The following is a 17,173-nucleotide window of genomic DNA, read 5'->3' on the forward strand; positions in this document are numbered from 1 at the left end:
ACCGTCGGTGGAGACATGGAGCTTGGGACGCGAACCGATACCCTGCACGCAGAAAGTGCCTTCCACCTGGACCGACAGAACCCCTAGACAAGGTTCATCGTCCCAGGTCAGAAGGCACTTTCGCGTTCCCGCCCATGATCCGGACGGACCCAAAGTGAAAGCCCCGGGCTAACCCTTTCTCACCCCGCTCCGCTGGGCATGGGCGCCCACGGTTGCGGCCGAACAGCGGACGCCTGCGGCGTCGGCGGTACCCGAGGTATCAGGACTGCGCAGCAGGTGCTGCGCGGTCCTGATACGCGTCGAGACTGTCTGCCGCGCCGCGGGGCTTCGGCGGGGCGCCGTGCGCGTCGACCATCAGCCGGGGACAACTGCGGGCTGGCGGCTGCCCGCAGCAAGGGCCGGACAATGGAGGCCTGGTTGAGGCCGCCAGCCGCGACGATCGATGCGCGCGTACGGACTCGTTGGTCGCTTTCCGGACAGGGCGCACCTTTCGCGAGCGCTACCGGATATGTCACGCGCCTCAAGTTCCACCCAAGCCCTCACAGACAGCCCCCGATTGTCCGTCGCATGCGGGGGAAAGGGAGGGGCCATACGGCCCGAGAGGCCCGGTGGCCCCCGGGCTGGTCGTCAAGGGGAAGGAAACGAACCGGTGAGTAGTGTGTGGATGTATGCAGAGGGCAGCGGATACACGCCCCGGCAGTCGCTGGTGGGCTTCACCGTGGAGGCTGCTGATGGCGTCATCGGGCATGTGGACCGCCATCAGGACCAGCCCGGCAGCCAGCACCTGGTGGTCGACACAGGCGTGTGGGTGTTCGGCCAGAGTGTGCTCGTCCCGGCGGGTGCGGTAACCGCCATCGACAGCGAAGCGCAGACCGTGAAGGTCGCTCCGAGCCGGGAGCAGATCAAAGGAGCTCCCCGGTTCACCACCGACAGCGAGACAGCCGACCACCGCTACCTGTCCGCGGTCGGCAACTACTATCTTTCCTTGTGACGCCGAGAGTAGCCGGCTGCTTGCAGCGCTCTCCCCGTGCACGGACCGCAGGAGAGCCAGTCCTGATCTTCATGGAACGTGCCCTGCCTGAAACCGGATCGCCGTCCGGTCGTTGGACCGGGTGAGAGGCACACCCGCCGCCGGGGGTACCCCGAGCACCCCCGGCGCGGTGCTTTGCGGCCCTGGCGCCTTCGGTTGGTTGCCGGCCTCTGCGTGCCGTCCGCGTGGCCGGCTGCGGGCGGCTCGAGCCCTGCCCAGTCAACCGCCTCTGGGGCGTCTTCAACGTCAGCTGCACCCCCGTCGGTGACACCGCGGTCCATGTCTGCCAGCGGTACATCCAGATCTCTACCGGCGGTACCCAGACGCTTGCGACCAAGCTGGACCTCGGCATGGTGGGCGGCGATATCTACTACGGTTCGCTGGCCCTGAACGACGAGGACGACCTGTTCTCCGGATTCACCGCTTCCTCCTCCTCCATGTTTCCCACCGGGGTCGCCATCGCCGTGCCGGGCGGCAACTTCCCTGCGAGGACGTTCGGCGACTTCTACGCCGCGGGCACCGAGGCCTACGCGTGCCGCTGCGGTACACGAGTGCGCCGGGGTGACTACTCGGGCACCGCTCGCGACCCGAGCAACCCCAAGGACGTCTGGACCGTCCAGCAGATTGGCGCCACCGCCAGCACCGGGATCTTCGGGGGCGACTGGGGCACCGCGATGGACCGTGTCACGCTGTCCCCACCCACCGTCACCAGCGTCACTCCTAGCGACGCACCCGAACTCGCCCAGTGCCTGAACACCGTTACCATCCGCGGCAGAGAATTCCCCGCGCACGGCGCCACCGTGAACTTCGGTTCAGTGCCAGCCACGAACGTGAACGTCATCGGGCCCGAGGAACTGACCGCGGACGCGCCACAGCAGGCGCGGGGCACCGTGGATGTCAGCGTAACCAACGCCAACGGCACCAGCCCGGTCACCGCCGCCGGACGCTTCACCTACGACCCGGACACCTCCGCACCCGCCACCTTCGCGACCGTCTCACCGACGCATAACAGCGCTGGCTGGAACACCACCAGCCCCGCACGCGTCAACATCGGCGCACTCGACGGGTCCTGCGGCTCCGGCGTTGTGAAGATTACCTACAGCGCGAGCGGCGCCCAGCCGACAGGGTCCACCGACGTCCCCGGCGCGGCCGCCGCCGTGGCCATCACCACGAACGGCGTCACCACGGTGGCGTACACCGCCACCGACGCCGCCGGAAACACCTCCCCCGTGCAGACGATCACGGTACGGCTCGACACCGCAGGGCCGGTGATCACCATCGTGCGGCCCGTGGCCGGTACCTACCTGTATCGCCAGCCGGTCACCGCGTCCTAACTCCTGCACCGATGCCACCTCGGGGGTGGCGAGCTGCGCGGGCACCGTCCCCAACGGCAGCCCGATCAACACCTCGACGCTCGGCTCGCGAACCTTCACAGTCAACGCCACGGACAACGCCACGAACCCCTCCACCGAGACGGTCACCTACAACGTGGCGTACCGGATCTGCCTGCTCTACGACCCCAGCCGCCCCACCCGGCTGCTCGGCCAAGTCATCATCAGCCTGCGGATCTGCGACGCGAACGGCAACAACCTCTCCAGCTCAAACATCACCCTGACGGCCAGCCGTATCACCGGCCCGGTCACCAGGCCGGTCACAGGCCGGTTCAGCTACACCCCGCTCCTCTCTGCTTACAGCCTCCCCATCAGCACCCAGAACCTGCCCAACGGCAACTACAACCTCGAATTCACCATCAGCGGAGCGGACACCTCGACACACGTGGCACCGTTCACTCTGCGCTGAGACCAAACCAGTCCGCGCATCGGTCCGGTCCCGGGCTCCCGGGGCCGGACCGATGCGTGTAGGCGACGGCTGCCAATTCAGAGAAGTGACCAGGCCGAAGTTGATCGCCCCGCTCCAGACGGGTCGTACCGCAACCTTCCTCGATGAGCCCCTCTCCATTCCAGCCTGCACCCGCCCCATTCGGGTGCATACGGGTACGCGGCCGTCCAAGCGGGGGCCGGGTTACAGGCATTCGAGGAGACGACGCATTCCGCGCAGACTCGGATCCAAGGCGGGATCGGCGCGATCGTCTTCAACGCCCGTCCCCCTCGTCCCGGCCGCGCTGGTGGTCTGGGGCTGCGCTCGGCCTGATCCTGCCCGCGGCCACGTCCAGCCCCACCTGGTCGGTGAACTTGACGGTTTCCGGCCCATGCCGGATTCCGAGCTGCCGTGCTGTGACCCGTAGGCGGGCCGGGCACCCTGCGGTCCTCTACAGCGTCAGCCAGACCGGGCGTTGACATGACGTACTGTCAGAACGTTTACACATAGTCCGGGGTTGCGTTCGATTTTGGAGTCTGGAACTGTCACCCGAGTAACTCACCCCCCTCGCAGCGGACTTCGGAGCGCAACGCCCCCGGACTTCACTGCCCGGCGCCTCGCCCCGGCGCGGCGCGTTACGGGCGAACTGCCTCCCCTTGCGTGCTCTCCGCTCGCGGCTACGGCCCACGGAGGGCGCCAGCCGCTTCACCAGGACAAACTGGGAGACCAGGCAACAGTGAAACGCACGAGCACCCTCGCCCTGACCGCAACACTGCTCGCTTCATCCGCCCCGCTCGGCCTCGCCGCCATGGGAGCCGGTACTGCGCACGCCGCATCCCGCACGTACTTCGTCAGCCCCAGCGGCAACGACAGCAACTCGGGCACGTCCATCCAAACTCCCTTCCGGACCGTCCAGAAGGCCGCGGACAGCGTCGAGCCGGGCGACACCGTCTCGATCATGAACGGCACGTACTCCGAGCGTTCTGCGGGGTCGAACGTGCTGACCATCAAGCGCTCCGGCCTCCCCGGAGCCCCCATTACCTTCACCGCTCATCCCGGCCACCATCCGGTGATCCACCCGGTGAAGGCGTGGAACGGCATCAGCGTTCACGGTGCCTCCTACATCTCCATCAAAAACCTAGAGATCAAGGGCAACAATGGAGCCCTCACTCTGGCCGGAGCTGAACGAGAATCGAAGAAGGGCGACCCCACCTACAACACCAACTGCATCTCCCTGGAACAGGACCGGTCCACGGGTGCGCTGTCGCACCACGTCGAGGTGGCCGGCAATGAGGTGCACGGTTGCGCCGGCGGCGGGATATCAGCCATCGACTCCGACCACGTGACCATCTCCGGCAACCACGTGTTCGGGAACTCCTGGTATGCGGTCTACGGAACCAGCGGAATCTCCGTCCTCACCCCGCGCGACGTGGGTGGTGGCGACGCCGGTACGTACAAGATCCGCATCACCGGCAATCGCGTCCACGACAATGAGACCAAGATTAAATGGGAGAAGTGCGGCTGCTACTCCGACGGCAACGGCATCATCATCGACACCCTCAAAGGCGACGCCGATCACCCCGCCTACAACGGACGCGTACTGGTCGCCAACAACCTCTCCTACGACAACGGCGGCTCCGGCATCCACTCCTACAAGAGCCAGCACGTCGACATCATCCACAACACGGCCTTCGCAAACGGGCGCAGCACCCGCATGGAGAGCTACGCCAACGTCTTCGCGCATGACAGTACCGACGTGCGGCTGCTCAACAACATCGCGTACGGCCGGCCGGGGCAAGCCACGAACAGCAAGTCCCGCAATGTGGACGTCACCTACGACTACAACGTCTACTTCGGCGGCAAGGCCCCCGAGGTCCAAGGCCCGAACGATGTCATCGCCGATCCGAAGTTCGCCAAGACGGGCACCGGAGCCGACGCGGACTTCCGGCTGAGCGCGGGCTCCCCCGCCGCCGGCTCGGGTACGCCGTTCGCTGCCGTCACCACCGACTTCACCGGAGCCCGCCGGGCCGTTGGCGCGCCCGACCGGGGCGCCTACAGCTTCGGCGCCAAGAGCGGCGTCCCGGGAGATGCCTCCGACGCCTCCTCCGCCGGCCGGCAAGGGGACGCCCCCGCCGGGAGCGGCCAGTCCGCCGGAAGTCACCCCGCCGCCTCACCGGGCGTGCAAGCCGGCGAAGGCACCGATGGCGTCTCCGGGCTGAAGCCGAACAGCGCAAGCGGACCGCTCGCAGAGACAGGCGGCTCCAACCCGGCGCTGCCGCTCGGCATCGCGGCGGTGGTCCTCGCCCTCGGCGGCGGCCTCCTCTTCGCGGCCCGGCGCAAGCGCTCCTGATCCCTGCGGATCACTTGGGGCGCCGAGACGTGGTGCCGGCCCCGCCCCCTCTCCAAGGGCCGGCACCACCGCGCGCCCACCGCACCCGCACTCACGAGCCCGGTTCGCCGAACGGGCTTCAGCCCCTGGCAGACTGGCCACTATGGCGGCGGCAAGGCACCGGATCGAAGTGGCGACACTCACAGGTGGGTCGGTACCCGACCCCCCGCGCGTCGCCTGGCGCAAACAGATGAGACAGCGCGTATTGGAGGCCGCTCGCGACCTCACCTGCGAAGCCGGCTGGGACCAGGTCAGCCTCTTGGCCGTCGCCGCCCGCGCCGAAGTGTCGCGCCCGTCGGTGTACAAGGAATTCGGCAACCGCGCCGGCCTGGGCCGTGCGCTGGTAGTACGTGAAACCCAGCAGTTTCTGGCGGGTGTGGCCGATGCCCTCTATCCCGGCGTGCCCGATTCCCATGCCTGCCTCCGGGGGGCCATCCTGTATGTACTTCAGGAGGCCGACCATCAGCCCCTTATCAGGGCCGTCATCACAGCCGCCCGAAAGGGCTCCGACAGCCTCCTGCCCTACCTCACCGCCCGAGCGGACCCGATCTTCGATGCCGGTCAAACCCTCGTCCAGGGTTGGCTGGCCACGCGATACCCACAACAGCACACAGAGTCTGTGCAGATCGCCGCGGACGTCATCGTCCGCATGACCATCAGCCACCTCATCCTGCCGGCCGACGAACAACACCTCACCGCACAAAGACTGGCGACTGCAGCCCTGAAGCTGCTGCAGTAAGTCGACCTGCAGCGGGAGCGGCGGGGTCTTGTCCCGAAGACAGTTCGGGACCAGGCAGTCCGCTAGTGACTTGAGAGGGGGTTTTGTTCGGTCTCGTGGTGTGAGGAAGACGTGGACGAGGAAGATGAGGACGACAGCGTGTGGGCCGAGTTCTATCCCGACGGCCTGGGCTTCAACGCGCCCTGGAACGGCTACTACGACACCTGAGCCGAGCAGAGAGGAGCCGCGGGCCGCTCCGGACGGCTGCTCGGCCTCGGGCAAGCCGACGCACCATTACGCCGATCATTGCCCAGCGGATCATCGTCTCGGCGTGCGCGGGGCGGGTCTCGTAGTCCCGTGCAAGACGTCGGTGGGCGGTGAGGCACGAGAAGGTGCGTTCGAGAGCCCAGCGCTTGGGCTGGACCTGGAAGCCGTGCTGGCCTGGGTCTTTGCGCACGATGTCCAGCTCACGGCCGAGGATCTGGGCGGTCCAGTCGACCAAGCGGCCGGCGAAGCCCTGGTCCGCCCAGTTTTTCTGAACACTCGGGTGGCCGAGCCGGGTCCACAGCAGTCGGCGGCGGGCACCGTCGCGGTCCGGGACATTGGCCGCCACGACGTGCACGGCCAGGAGCAGGCCGAGGGTGTCGGTGACGGTAAACCGCTTGCGTCCCTTGATCTTTTTGCCCGCGTCGAGGTCCCTGGTCGTGGCCGGGACGGTATCGGCGGTGCGGACGGACTGGGAGTCGATCAGCCCCGCCGTCGGTTCGGCATTCCTGCCGCCAGCCGTTCGGACCTTGTCGCGCAGGGCATCGTGGATGCGCTCGACGGTGCCGTCGTCGTGCCACCAGGTGAAATACCAGTAGATGGTGGGCCAGGGCGGGAAGTCCTTCGGCAGCTGCCGCCAGGCGCATCCGGTCCGAACAAGGTAGAAGATCGCATCCGCGATCCGTCGCCGCAGGTGCTTCCCCCGCCGCCAACCCTTCGGTCCCACCCTCGCCGGTGGCAGCAACGGCTCCACCAGCGCCCACTGGTCGTCGGTCAGGTCCGACGGATACCCACCCCCAGAACCACCCACGCAGGCCTCAACGACTTCTCCCGCCCCAGGACACGGCAGATCTCAAACGCGGTCTGCGTCGGAGGTTCTCTGCTGGATACGGCGTTCGATTGACAGACCCGGAGCCGGGACGGTGTGGGGCTCCGGGGGGTGCGCGGCGCTTCGATCGACGAACCAGGGCGGATACGGTTGCCCGCCTGCGCGGATAAGAAACCCATAAAAGTTGGGTGCATGGTCGGGGCGTGCTCGGGCATCCGGTGCTGCGGAGGTTGATAACTATGGTTCCCCTGCTTCTCGTTCTTCTGCTCGTTCTGATCCTTTTCGGTGCCGGGTTCGCGGTGAAGGTCCTCTGGTGGATTGCTCTCGCGGTGTTGGTGCTGTGGCTGATCGGCTTCGTCGCCCGTCCGAAGGGCAGCAGCGGCCGCTGGTACCGCTGGTAGCTGCCCGCGGCTCCGCCTCATAGGGATCGGTGTTGGTCGGCCCCACCTCAGCGTGGGGCCGACCAACACCGATTTTCCCTATCCGGGTGTCCAGAGGGCGGCCAGCCCGGCGGTGCGTCCTGCAGAGGTTCACGCCGTGGTGGGAACGGCACGAGCCGTCTTTCTCAACGGATCGAACTGCCTCAGGGGCGGGTCTCGGTGAGCCAGCCCGTTGCGGTCAGCTGGTTGGCCAGGGTTCAGTTCGCCTGTGTCGGATGGAACCTTGGCGGCGGGAGCGTTCAGGGCCATGCCGTTGCCGCTGGGACCGAGGCTGATCGATGTCGCGTTCTGTGTGGCCAGTGTCAGGGCGAGCAGCCGGGTGGAGGCGGTTGCCTTGGATTTACGGAGCTTCCGGTCCGAGGTGACCTTCTGGCCCCATCCGGAGAGGGCTTGGGCTGCATCTTCTTGCCGAATGTGAACGGGCCCGTCCCGTCCGATCGGGGTGCCAGGGAGAGGACGGCGATCGGGGGTGGGGGTTTGCCGGTTGGGAGGTGCGCAGGTCGCCGAAGGCGCCGGGAAACACCAGCCAGCGGCAGCCGGCCAGCTTCGCGACAGGCCCGCCGGATCGGTCAGGCCCTGCGCGGTGAGTTCCCGGCCGACGAGGTTGCCGGTGCCGGTGCCGGTGCCGGTGCCGGTGCCGGTGCCGGTACTGGTGTGCGCGGTGCGCAGGGTTGGCATCAGTACCAGCAGCCGTGCTTCCGGTTCGGGCAGCGGGCCTGTGGTCGGCGGCGTGCGCGAGGACGGGCGGGCGAGCGGCCCGTTCACGGTACGGGGAACCGTTGCCGAGGCCAGCAGCCTGCGCAGGCGGCCTTTCGCGTCCGCGGCAAGTGGAGCGCCGTCGAAGTGGCGAAGTCCCTCGGCCGCCAGGTGAGCGATCTTGTTCTCGACCGCCTGCCGGGTGCCCGTCCGCACCAGTACCTCCCGCACCTCGTCGAGCCCGGCGGGGGGCAGGTTCTCATCACCAAGAGCTCGTTCGAGGACCGCCAGGGCCGACCTGTCGCCCGTGGCCTCGGCCCTTGCCACCGCGAGCGCGGCCAGATAGGTCGGCTTTCCCTCGCGGATGTCCCCGCCACAGCTCTTGCCGGTCAGCAGAGGGTCGCCGAAGAGGTCGTCGAGGTCGTCGCGCAGCTGGAAGGCCATGCCCACGCAGCGTCCCGTCGAGCTCAGCGCGCGTATCGTGCGGCCGTCCGCGTTCGCGACCACCGCGCCCAGCACCAGGGGTCGTTCTACCGAGTACAGCGCGCTCTTGAGGTGGGCTGCGCGCAGAGTCTCCGGCTGGGAGCATGTCCGGGTCAGCTGACCTCTGAGGTCGAGGAACTGGCCCGCCACCATCTCGGTGCGCATGTCGCTCCACAGCCGGCGCACCGCCGTCGCCGTCATCGCGTCGAGTATCCGCCACCACGTCGTCCGCCCATGCCAGTGCCAGGTCTCCGGCCAGGATCGCGGAGGCCTCACCGAAACGGGTGGCGCGGGAGGGCGAGGCAGCCTTGCTGTACTGCTCCCGCACCTCGGCGTGCAGGGCCGGTCGGCCGCGCCGTAGCGTAGAGCCGTCCATCACGTCGTCGTGGACCAGCGCGCAGCTCTGGAGCAGTTCGAGCGCGGCCCCCATGCGCAGCGCCGCCGCGGCCGTCGCCCGGTCGTCCCCACCGCAGGCACGCATCAACCACCAGACCAGCTGCGACCGGATGCGCTTGCCGCCCTCCTGGGTAAAACGTGCCACACGCTCGGCCAGTTCACGGGCGAAGACCGCGTCCACGGCAGCGGCTCGGGTGACCCGGTCGGCCAGCACCCGCTCCAGCATGTGCCCGATCGCGGTGTACACGTCCGCGTCGACGGCAACGGGCAGGGGTGCCAGGAGGGTGTCACCGTGCGGACCCTCAGAACCCCGTGGTGTTCCGGTGGCAGGCAGAATCGGCCGCCTCCGCCGTGGTGAGGACCCCAAGGGAGCCGCCGGACAGGGGCCGGGCGACGGCTCGGCCGCGGGGTGGTCCTTCGCCTGCGTCGGGCGCATCCCGGTTCCTCTCATCGTGGTATTGACTGCTCATCCCGGTTCTTCGGCTACTTCCCGCGATACGGATGCGGCGCGAAGCGAATGCCTGAAAAGAGAGGGAATTCGGTCTTCCGGACGCACCTGCCCGAGTGACCGAAGCACATGACCGCATCCGATTCCGCCCTGCGGAGGGAAAGCAGTCCTGATACGTGCACGCAAACTCGGGAGGGAGGCAATGGTCGTGCTGAAGGCGGACGTGGCGGTCATCGGAGCGGGAGCCGCCGGGCTGTCACTGGCCCACCGCTTGAGCGGACACGCATCCGGGGCCCGATTTCCCTCCGTACTCCTCGTCGACGCCCCGCCCGGCCCGCTGCGCCCAGGCCCGCGCACCTGGTGCTTCTGGGAGGCGGGTCGCGGCCGCTTCGACGCCGCGGTCCGATCCCAGTGGCGCCACCTGCGGGTACGCCCGCCTGCCGGCCCCGCGGTCGAGGGGGACATCGCGCCGCTGCGATACAAGATGATCCGCTCCGACGACTTCGAGTACCTGGTCGCTCGGGACCTCGCGCGCAGCCCCAACGTCCGGCACCTCGAAGCGACCGTGGACTCCGTGGAGGAGGTCGCGGAGGGGGCACGATTGCAGATGTCCCCGTCCGACGGCCACCATCAGGCCCTGCATGCTCGCTGGGTGTTCGACACGCGGCCCCTGGGCAGCATTCCGGCTGCGCGCACCACCCTGCTGCAGCACTTCCACGGCTGGTTCGTCCGCACGGCTCGGCCGGCCTTCGACTGCGGGACTGCCGAACTCATGGACTTCCGGACAGCACAGCCGTGTGCAGGTCTCTCCTTCGGCTACGTCCTGCCCACCGGGCCGCGCGAAGCCCTGGTGGAGTACACGGAATTCTCTCCGCAGGTGCTGACGGCAAGCGGATACGAGGCGGCGCTTCGGCGCTACGTCGAGGACGTCCTGTCCCTCGGTGATCTGGAGATCGTCGCGACCGAGACGGGGCTGATCCCCATGACGGACGCTCCCATGCCGCGACGGATCGGCACATCGGTGTTCCGGATCGGGGCCGCCGGCGGTGCGACCCGCCCGTGTGGGTGACAGCTTCCGGCACGTGCCGCGGACCCCGCCGTGGAGTGCGCTCGGCTTCGTCGCGCTGAGCCCCTCCTTCCGGCTGGGGGATCTGCGCGCCATGGACCCGGTCTCGGCCCTCCCCCTCCTGGACGTCCGCGTGCCCGACGTCTACCAGCGGCTCGACGACACCAGCGCCTACGATTTCCTGGAGGCGATCCGTTTTCCGGAACGAGCCCGCCACCTGGCGTTCGAAGTCTTCTCCCGCAGCTTCTTCGCCGACCCGCGGCAGCTGTCGGCGGCCGAGATGGCGCTGATGTTCCACATCTACTTCCTGGGATCCGCCGAGGGCCTGCTGTTCGACGTGCCGCGTTCGCCCTATCCGGCCGCGCTGTGGGGACCTCTTGCCGGATACCTGGAGCGGCATGGCGCCGAGGTGCGCACCGGGAGCACGGTCGAGCACGTCGCGCCCGCCCGCGGCGGAGGGTTCGAGGTGGCCGGAGACCGCGAAGAGCGCCGCCACGACGCCGTGGTCCTCGCCCTGGACGCCATCGGCCTGCGGTCTCTGGTCGCCCGCTCGCAGCGGCTGGGCGACCCCGCCTGGCGGGAGCGCGTGGCGCGGCTGCGCAACGCCCCGCCCTTCCTGGTCACTCGGCTCTGGCTCGATCGGCCCGTCGCCCCCGACCGGCCCGGATTCCTCGGAACCAGCGGTTTCGGCGGCCTCGACAACATCAGTGTGCTGGACCGATGGGAGGACGAGGCGGCCCGCTGGGCGGCACGCACCGGGGGATCCGTCGTGGAACTGCACGCCTACGCCGTCGACCCGGGTGCGCAGCGCACCGCAGAGGAGCGGCAACTCGTGGAACAACTGCACCGCGTGTACCCGGAGACCCGCGCCGCGACGGTGGTCGATGTCCGCCACGAATGGCGCGAGGACTGCCCGTTGTTCCCGGTGGGTGGCTACGCGGACCGCCCCACCATCCGTACCTCCGATCCCTGCCTGGTGGTCGCAGGCGACGCCGTGCGCACCGACCTTCCGGTCGCACTGATGGAACGGGCGGCCACGACCGGCTTCCAGGCCGCGAACGCTCTGCTCGAACGCTGGGGCCTGCGTGGGCAGACCCTGTGGACGGTGCCGGACCGGGGCCGTGCCGCCGTACTGCGCAAGGCGGCCGCTTGGGCCGGCCGCTGAGGCACTGCCGGGCGGTGGTACGGGCGGGCGCGGAGGGGCAGGACACTGCGTGGCCGCTCCCGGCACCTCGTGCCGGGAGCGGCCACCAAAGTTGCCCGGGCGGAGCCGGAGTTGCCGCAGATGGTCCGAGAGGCGCTCGGCCGCCGCGGCGTGGCTTTCCGACGTTCTGCCTCGATCCGCTGCCGGCGATGCCTGCCGTTCGTACAGGCTCGTGTTCCCGCCGGCCGCTGCCGCCGAGCCGTTTCCCGAGCGATGGGTTCACCTCGCAGGTCCAGACCGGCGCATCGCGGCCAGCAGCCGGGCGGCGGCGTAGTCCGGCCCTCGATCGCCCGGTCCACGTGCCCACCGCTTCATGCGGGGACCGACGGTCTCGTACAGCGTGTCCAGCGCGGCCGGAACGTCGCCGGGCGCCAGTGCGTTCGGATCCCGTGCGAGCCCCACACCGGCGCGTTCGGCGTCGCGTGCCACGGCGAACTGATCGCTGGAGAAGGGAAGGACCAGCGCCGGGACTCCGGAGTGGAGGCATTCGGTGAAGGAGTTGGCACCCCCGTGGTGGACCATGGCGTCCACGTGCGGAAGCAGGGCCTGTTGCGGAACTGACGGCGCGACGACGACGCGGTCGCCGGCCAGGTCGGCGAGAGCGGCCGTTCGTCCCCCCGCGGCGACGATCACGGCCGTCCTGCTGGTACTGCCCAACACCCCCGAGACGACGGCGCGCAACACATCGTCTCGGGCGGACAGGAAGGTGCCGAGCGCGATGAGGACGACCCTGTCCGCCGTGCCGCGCAGCCGCCGCAATCGCCCTGCCCACTCGCCGTCCAGCGGCTGGTACAGGCCGACCATGTGACCCGCATACACACGCTCCGGTCCCTCCGGCGGGACCGGTAGCCACGGCAGTTGCGGATACGTGTACAGGACGGCATGGGGTGAGGTCAGGGCGAACGCCCGGCCCGGGCGGGGCGCGTGCGGCGCCCGGTCGCGGGCGAACGCCTCGAACAGAGCGGTGAAGGCCCGGTCGTTGTCGCGCGCAACAGCCGTCAGGCCGGCCAACCGACGCGGGTCGGGCCGCAGGGCGGCGGGCCAGTCGTAGGGGACGCCGAACCAGCTGCCGGGCCCTGCCGGAACGTAGGTCGGGTGCCCGGGGCAGAATGATGCGAAGCGCACCCGGAGGCAGTGCAGGGCGAGGGTCGCCGCATAACTGAGCTGGTCCACCACGTACCAGTCCGGGCGCCAGCGCTCGTCGAGGGCGCGCAGGCTCTCGAATACGGTGTCCGGGTCGGCCAGCATGTCGGCACGGCGGTGACGGGCCTGAACCGTCAGTGCGGGTACCGCCCCGAAGCGTGTGGCCTCCAGGAACTCGGCCAGCCGGGCGGTCTCCGCCGATTCCTGCTCCGTCGTCTCGGCCACGCCGGTGTTCGCATTGCGCGTCACGGTCAGGGGCACGAAACGGACGCCTGCGCGGACCGCCAGATCCTCGAAGGCCTCTGAACATGCGAAGTGCACCTCCGTGCCGCGTTCCCGCAGTGCCGACGCGAGCACGGCCATGGGGCCAGCATGGGAGGAGAACGGGGGGCTGATGATCACGACGCGAGGCATACCTCTGTCTTCGGCCCGATGGGGACGATCGGATGCGCGCGTCGTGGGACCAGACCCCCGTGCGGAATGCTGTGTGACCGGGTGCATCCGAGTGCGGACGACCGGGAGAAACCCGCTGCGTCGTACGTTTCTCACCAAGGAGACCACGTGTTCGATCCTTCAGCGCAGCCGTGGGACACCGCGGTGGCGCCGCCGCCCCAGGACGATACGGACCCGCTTGTCGCAGCGAGAAACGGCTTCTTCCGGGGTGCGGGCGCGGACGTACGGGGGACTGCTGCAGGCGTGCCCTTCAGCGGCGACCTGACGGTTCTGCTGGAGGCCGAGTACGGTGTCCGCCCCTGTTCGGTGCCGTCCTGGAAGGCCGACGCGCTCAGCCGCGAGGACACCGCCGTCGCGTCGCTGCGCCGGGCGTGCCGCCTCGCCGTTCCGCTCACCCCCGAGGCGCTGCTGGCCCACAGCCATGACGGGCACAGACTCGCCGCGGTCCTGACCGAGATGTGGCCCGAAACAGTACGCCGCCACGGCGAGCAGTACGCCGAGGAAACGCTGCGCCACATGTTGCTGCGAGGTGCGCCGGATGCCGCGCGTACGGCGTTCCTGCTGGACTGCGCGGAATCGGCCGGCCTGCGTCCGCTGTCCGCCGCCGAGGCGGCGCACCATGCCTCATGCCATGACCGAGGCGTCCGGCATGCCGTGTGGCGTTACCTGCACCAGCTTCCCGATGGCATCACACACCTGCCGGGCATCGGGGCGGCAGCCGACCCCTATGAGAGGCTGCTCCTCCAGCCGCAGGTCCTCGCTGGGCAGGACGGGTGGCCGGCAACCGGCATCGTCGTCGCGCAGACCATGCTCCAGGGCGAACTGGACACCCCGGGACACGGGTCGAGCGGCGGACTGTCCGTGCTGCTGGGCGGACTGGGTGACCGCCTGGCCCTGAGCGCCGGCATCGGTTGCGTGCTGACGGTGGTGACGTCGGGGCACGAAGAACTCGAACGCGACCCCCTCCTGCTGCGCGAGCGCCGCCCGGGCCATTGGGTGCTGCGCCTTCCGGTCGATGCTGCGGCGTCACCCCAGCCGGACGAATGGCCGGCCCATCGGGCCGCGCTCGCCTGGTGGGCCACCCGTCTTCTGGGCGCCCTGCCCCGCCCTGCCGATCTCGTGCACGTGCGGTACGGCGACGACGGCAGCCTGGCGCTCGCGCGCGCGGCGGACCGGACCGGAGCACGGCTCTTCTTCACCGCGACCCCTGATCCCCACCGCAACCTGGCGCGCAAGCATGCCGAGGCCGGACCGGAAGACGCGGAGCGAGCGGAAGTGCTCCGCGACGATCTCCACCGCGTCTTCTGCGCCGACCGCCTGGTGGACCGTGCCGACGCCGTCGTCGGCATCCCGGGACGCCCCGGGACCCGGGACCTGCTCCGCTACTTCCCCTCCCTCGGCACGCGATACGGTCCCACGGGGCCGGCCGCCCCGCCCGAGGGGATCGCACCCTACATCCCGGCCGAGCGCGAGACCTCTCTGCGGCAGGCGATGCTGGAGGAACTGTTCGCCGACGGCGGCCGTTCCGATGCGCTGTCGCCGGACGACCGGGCGCTTCCCCTGCTGCTGTGTGTGGGTCGGCTCCACCCGGTCAAGCAACAGGACCTGCTCGTGCGCACGTGGCTCGCCACGGAACTGTGGCGCACGAGCACGCTGGTCGTGGTCGGCGGCAGCAGAGAGCGCCCGACCTTGCACGAGCGGCGCATGCACGCCACGTTCGGCCCCCTGCTCGCCGGCCGGGAAGCAGCGGCACGCCGCTTGGCGTTGGTCCCCGCGATGCCGAACGACCGCATTCGACGCCTCGAGCGAGCCCTGGCCGACCCGGCCAATGGCGTACCGGCCTGGTACGTGTGCCCCAGTGTCAAGGAGGAGTTCGGGATCGCGGTGCTGGAGGCGATGGAGGCGGGACTGCCGGCGGCGGGGCCCCGCCGCGGGGGAGTGCCCCACTATCTGCAGGACGGGGTCAACGGCATCCTGCTGGACACCGGTTCCGCCGCCGACCTGGCACGTGGCCTGCACAGGCTGGCGTCCGTTCCGGAGGAGCGCCGCCGCCGCATGGGGCAGGCCGCGCGAGGCACGGTGACGGAGCGCTACTCCGTGGCCGAGATGGCGGAGGCCCTGAGGGCCGAGTACCTGGCGGCTACCGGGGAGAGGAGCCAGGGCGGCAGCTGATGGTTGCCTCCAGTGGGTGGCCTCCGGGCGAAACCGGCACCGGGACGAGGTCGACGGCCCGCCCGGTCGTCCGGAGGGGCCGCCGAGTTGCAGCCTCGGCTCACGAAGTGATCACACGCGACGGCGGGAAGGCTGCGACGAACAGAACAGCGGTGCGTGATCAAGCAAGGCGAAGTGCAGCCATGGTCAAAGCTCGTGGCCTTCGCCCGTGGACCCGCCGATCCGGTCCCTGTCCTCATAGTGCGCCAGGGCGAGCCCCAGGCCGAAGAATGTGGGAGCCCATTCGCCCACGAAGATGCCCCATCGGTCGGCGCGCTCAAGGTTCTCGTTCCTGCTTGAAGTGAGCCAGGACGCGAGGGACAAGCCGATCGACGCGGTGGCGGCCAGGTAGGCGTGCTCGCTCGTCACACCGAGTTCGTGCAGCTTCTTGACGATCATGATCACTCCTCTGTAGGGGAGAGGTGCACCCTCATGCGATCGCAAAAGCGCATAAAGGATGTCATGCAACGATCTCTTCGCTCATGGTGTCGCGTTCGGATGCAGGGGCGGCTTCGGTGTGCGCGTATCCCGGGGCCCGCTCCACTCCGTCGGAAGTTCCTTCGTCGACGGGACGATTGACGGAGACCATGATCCTCACAGCGTCCCCCAGGCCGTGCGGCCTCAGCAGTTCCGGGTCGGGACGCAGCCCCCATCCCGGGCCGCACAGCAGAACGTGGCTACGGGTGCGCGCGCCGTGGATCCCCCAGCGCTGTGACGCGAGATGACGTGCCATGGGAAGGTCGGCGGTGTTCCGGGATTGCGACCACAGGGCGACGGCCGCCGGGGCGACTCGGTGCACGGTGGCTTCCAGGGCTTCGACCGGCACTGATCCGCCCAGCATCAGGACACGTTGACCGCGATCCCGCAGAGCGGCGGTGAGCGCTTCCAGGGGAAGGGTGTGCTGTTCGCCGGGCAGACACGCCAGAAGCGCAGGGCGTCCGTCCGCCGGTTTGCGGCGAGCCATCGAGCCTGCGTAGGCGTATCGAAGGGCTGCTGAGATGTGCCAGGACAGCATGTGTTCCACTTCCACGTACCGGTCGTCGGACGACTCCCATTTCCGCCCCACGTACCGCAGGGTCGGCATCAGCACTTCGTCCCACGCGGCGATCAGGCCGTACGCTTCGATGGAGCCCATGATCTGCTCGTGGACGGCTTCGGCGTCCATGCGCACCGCTGCTCGAGCGAGCCCCCGGCCGCGTCGGCGTGAGTCCTCCGGTGTCAGGTCCTCGCGCGGATCGTCCGTACCGGTCGACGGCTCGGCCGGCGCCCGATCGAAGGTGACCGCCGCGGCATGTTCCGAGCGGACCTCGGTGGCATGAGTCTTCGCGGCGCGCGCCGCCTCGGCCGGGGGTACGCCTTCCGCCGTCAGGCGGCACATTTCCTGGACCATCGCGACATCCCGTGCAGTCCATCGCCGGTGACGTCCTTCGACCCTCGTCGCAGGTCCCAATCCGTAGCGGCGATCCCAGGAACGCAACGTGGTGGGGGAGATGCCGAGCTTCCGCGCGAGGCCCCCGGTCGTCACGCCGGCCCCGGAGCCGCGATCCCCGTTCCAGTCCATCTCCGCCTCCACTGCCGCAGTGCA

The 17,173-nt window shown here is 69.3% G+C and carries 13 protein-coding genes and 2 pseudogenes; 9 read left to right on the forward strand and 6 right to left on the reverse strand.

The genetic code is table 11. The features are described 5' to 3' along the window. Positions 1–664: 664 nt before the first annotated feature. The 5 genes from AAT21_RS12550 (at position 665) to AAT21_RS12570 (ending at position 5,976) form a co-directional block, all read left to right on the forward strand. Positions 665–991: a hypothetical protein gene (locus tag AAT21_RS12550; protein ID WP_046777316.1), complete on the forward strand. Its 327-nt coding sequence runs from the start codon at positions 665–667 to the stop codon at positions 989–991. 224 nt (positions 992–1,215) lie between these two features. Continuing rightward, entirely contained in the window at positions 1,216–2,364 is a 1,149-nt protein-coding gene (locus AAT21_RS12555) for an OmpL47-type beta-barrel domain-containing protein (RefSeq protein WP_046776689.1), read from the forward strand. Between the two features lie 25 nt (positions 2,365–2,389). Further along, entirely contained in the window at positions 2,390–2,830 is a 441-nt protein-coding gene (locus tag AAT21_RS12560) for a hypothetical protein (protein ID WP_046776690.1), read from the forward strand. A 754-nt stretch (positions 2,831–3,584) separates the two neighbouring features. Further along, positions 3,585–5,198 carry a right-handed parallel beta-helix repeat-containing protein gene (locus tag AAT21_RS38850; protein ID WP_052757735.1) on the forward strand — a complete coding sequence of 538 codons (1,614 nt, stop codon included), beginning with the start codon at positions 3,585–3,587 and terminating at the stop codon, positions 5,196–5,198. A 229-nt stretch (positions 5,199–5,427) separates the two neighbouring features. Continuing rightward, positions 5,428–5,976 carry a TetR/AcrR family transcriptional regulator gene (locus tag AAT21_RS12570; protein ID WP_046776691.1) on the forward strand — a complete coding sequence of 183 codons (549 nt, stop codon included), beginning with the start codon at positions 5,428–5,430 and terminating at the stop codon, positions 5,974–5,976. Positions 5,977–6,148: 172 nt separating this feature from the next. Here AAT21_RS12570 and AAT21_RS12575 read toward each other — a convergent pair whose 3' ends face one another. Further along, positions 6,149–7,030 carry an IS5 family transposase gene (locus AAT21_RS12575; protein ID WP_046776692.1) on the reverse strand — a complete coding sequence of 294 codons (882 nt, stop codon included), beginning with the start codon at positions 7,028–7,030 and terminating at the stop codon, positions 6,149–6,151. A gap of 257 nt (positions 7,031–7,287) precedes the next feature. Here AAT21_RS12575 and AAT21_RS12580 point away from each other — a divergent pair, with 257 nt between their 5' ends. Continuing rightward, the gene (locus tag AAT21_RS12580) at positions 7,288–7,449 is read left to right on the forward strand and encodes a hypothetical protein (protein WP_046776693.1); all 162 of its coding nucleotides are present in this window, start codon (positions 7,288–7,290) and stop codon (positions 7,447–7,449) included. Positions 7,450–7,578: 129 nt separating this feature from the next. Here the strand turns inward: AAT21_RS12580 and AAT21_RS39665 are convergent, their stop codons facing one another. Both AAT21_RS39665 and AAT21_RS39835 read right to left on the reverse strand, forming a co-directional pair. Next, on the reverse strand, positions 7,579–8,868 hold the full coding sequence (locus tag AAT21_RS39665) for a polyprenyl synthetase family protein (protein WP_052757738.1): 1,290 nt from the start codon (positions 8,866–8,868) through the stop codon (positions 7,579–7,581). A gap of 70 nt (positions 8,869–8,938) precedes the next feature. Next, positions 8,939–9,514, reverse strand: a pseudogene (locus tag AAT21_RS39835) (polyprenyl synthetase family protein); the annotation flags it as partial. Positions 9,515–9,713: 199 nt separating this feature from the next. Here AAT21_RS39835 and AAT21_RS12590 point away from each other — a divergent pair. Beyond that, positions 9,714–10,580 carry a lycopene cyclase family protein gene (locus tag AAT21_RS12590; protein ID WP_412180310.1) on the forward strand — a complete coding sequence of 289 codons (867 nt, stop codon included), beginning with the start codon at positions 9,714–9,716 and terminating at the stop codon, positions 10,578–10,580. Further along, positions 10,579–11,742: pseudogene (locus tag AAT21_RS12595) on the forward strand (FAD-dependent oxidoreductase); the annotation flags it as partial. The gene AAT21_RS12590 and the pseudogene AAT21_RS12595, both read left to right, overlap by 2 nt. 258 nt (positions 11,743–12,000) lie before the next feature. Here the strand turns inward: AAT21_RS12595 and AAT21_RS12600 are convergent. Then, positions 12,001–13,287, reverse strand: a complete 1,287-nt coding sequence (locus AAT21_RS12600) for a glycosyltransferase (RefSeq protein ID WP_235438765.1) — start codon at positions 13,285–13,287, stop codon at positions 12,001–12,003. A 198-nt stretch (positions 13,288–13,485) separates the two neighbouring features. On the opposite strand from AAT21_RS12600, the gene AAT21_RS12605 reads away from it, so the two are divergent. Further along, positions 13,486–15,549 carry a glycosyltransferase family 4 protein gene (locus tag AAT21_RS12605; protein ID WP_235438766.1) on the forward strand — a complete coding sequence of 688 codons (2,064 nt, stop codon included), beginning with the start codon at positions 13,486–13,488 and terminating at the stop codon, positions 15,547–15,549. Positions 15,550–15,735: 186 nt separating this feature from the next. Here AAT21_RS12605 and AAT21_RS12610 read toward each other — a convergent pair whose 3' ends face one another. Further along, on the reverse strand, positions 15,736–15,987 hold the full coding sequence (locus AAT21_RS12610; RefSeq protein WP_046776696.1) for a hypothetical protein: 252 nt from the start codon (positions 15,985–15,987) through the stop codon (positions 15,736–15,738). 61 nt (positions 15,988–16,048) lie between these two features. Further along, positions 16,049–17,149 carry a MerR family transcriptional regulator gene (locus tag AAT21_RS12615; protein WP_079025703.1) on the reverse strand — a complete coding sequence of 367 codons (1,101 nt, stop codon included), beginning with the start codon at positions 17,147–17,149 and terminating at the stop codon, positions 16,049–16,051. Positions 17,150–17,173 lie beyond the last annotated feature (24 nt).

The organism is Streptomyces yangpuensis, from assembly GCF_001005295.1.
Lineage (GTDB): Bacteria > Actinomycetota > Actinomycetes > Streptomycetales > Streptomycetaceae > Streptomyces > Streptomyces yangpuensis.

Bases quoted from the DNA above. Each gene is read 5' to 3' on its own strand.
- AAT21_RS12590 (WP_412180310.1), top strand. From the start codon at position 9,714: ATGGTCGTGCTGAAGGCGGACGTGGCGGTCATCGGAGCGGGAGCCGCC.
- AAT21_RS12610 (WP_046776696.1), bottom strand. From the start codon at position 15,987: ATGATCGTCAAGAAGCTGCACGAACTCGGTGTGACGAGCGAGCACGCC.
- AAT21_RS12570 (WP_046776691.1), top strand. From the start codon at position 5,428: ATGAGACAGCGCGTATTGGAGGCCGCTCGCGACCTCACCTGCGAAGCC.
- AAT21_RS12580 (WP_046776693.1), top strand. From the start codon at position 7,288: ATGGTTCCCCTGCTTCTCGTTCTTCTGCTCGTTCTGATCCTTTTCGGT.
- AAT21_RS12615 (WP_079025703.1), bottom strand. From the start codon at position 17,149: ATGGACTGGAACGGGGATCGCGGCTCCGGGGCCGGCGTGACGACCGGG.
- AAT21_RS12550 (WP_046777316.1), top strand. From the start codon at position 665: ATGTATGCAGAGGGCAGCGGATACACGCCCCGGCAGTCGCTGGTGGGC.
- AAT21_RS39665 (WP_052757738.1), bottom strand. From the start codon at position 8,868: ATGACGGCGACGGCGGTGCGCCGGCTGTGGAGCGACATGCGCACCGAG.
- AAT21_RS12600 (WP_235438765.1), bottom strand. From the start codon at position 13,287: ATGGCCGTGCTCGCGTCGGCACTGCGGGAACGCGGCACGGAGGTGCAC.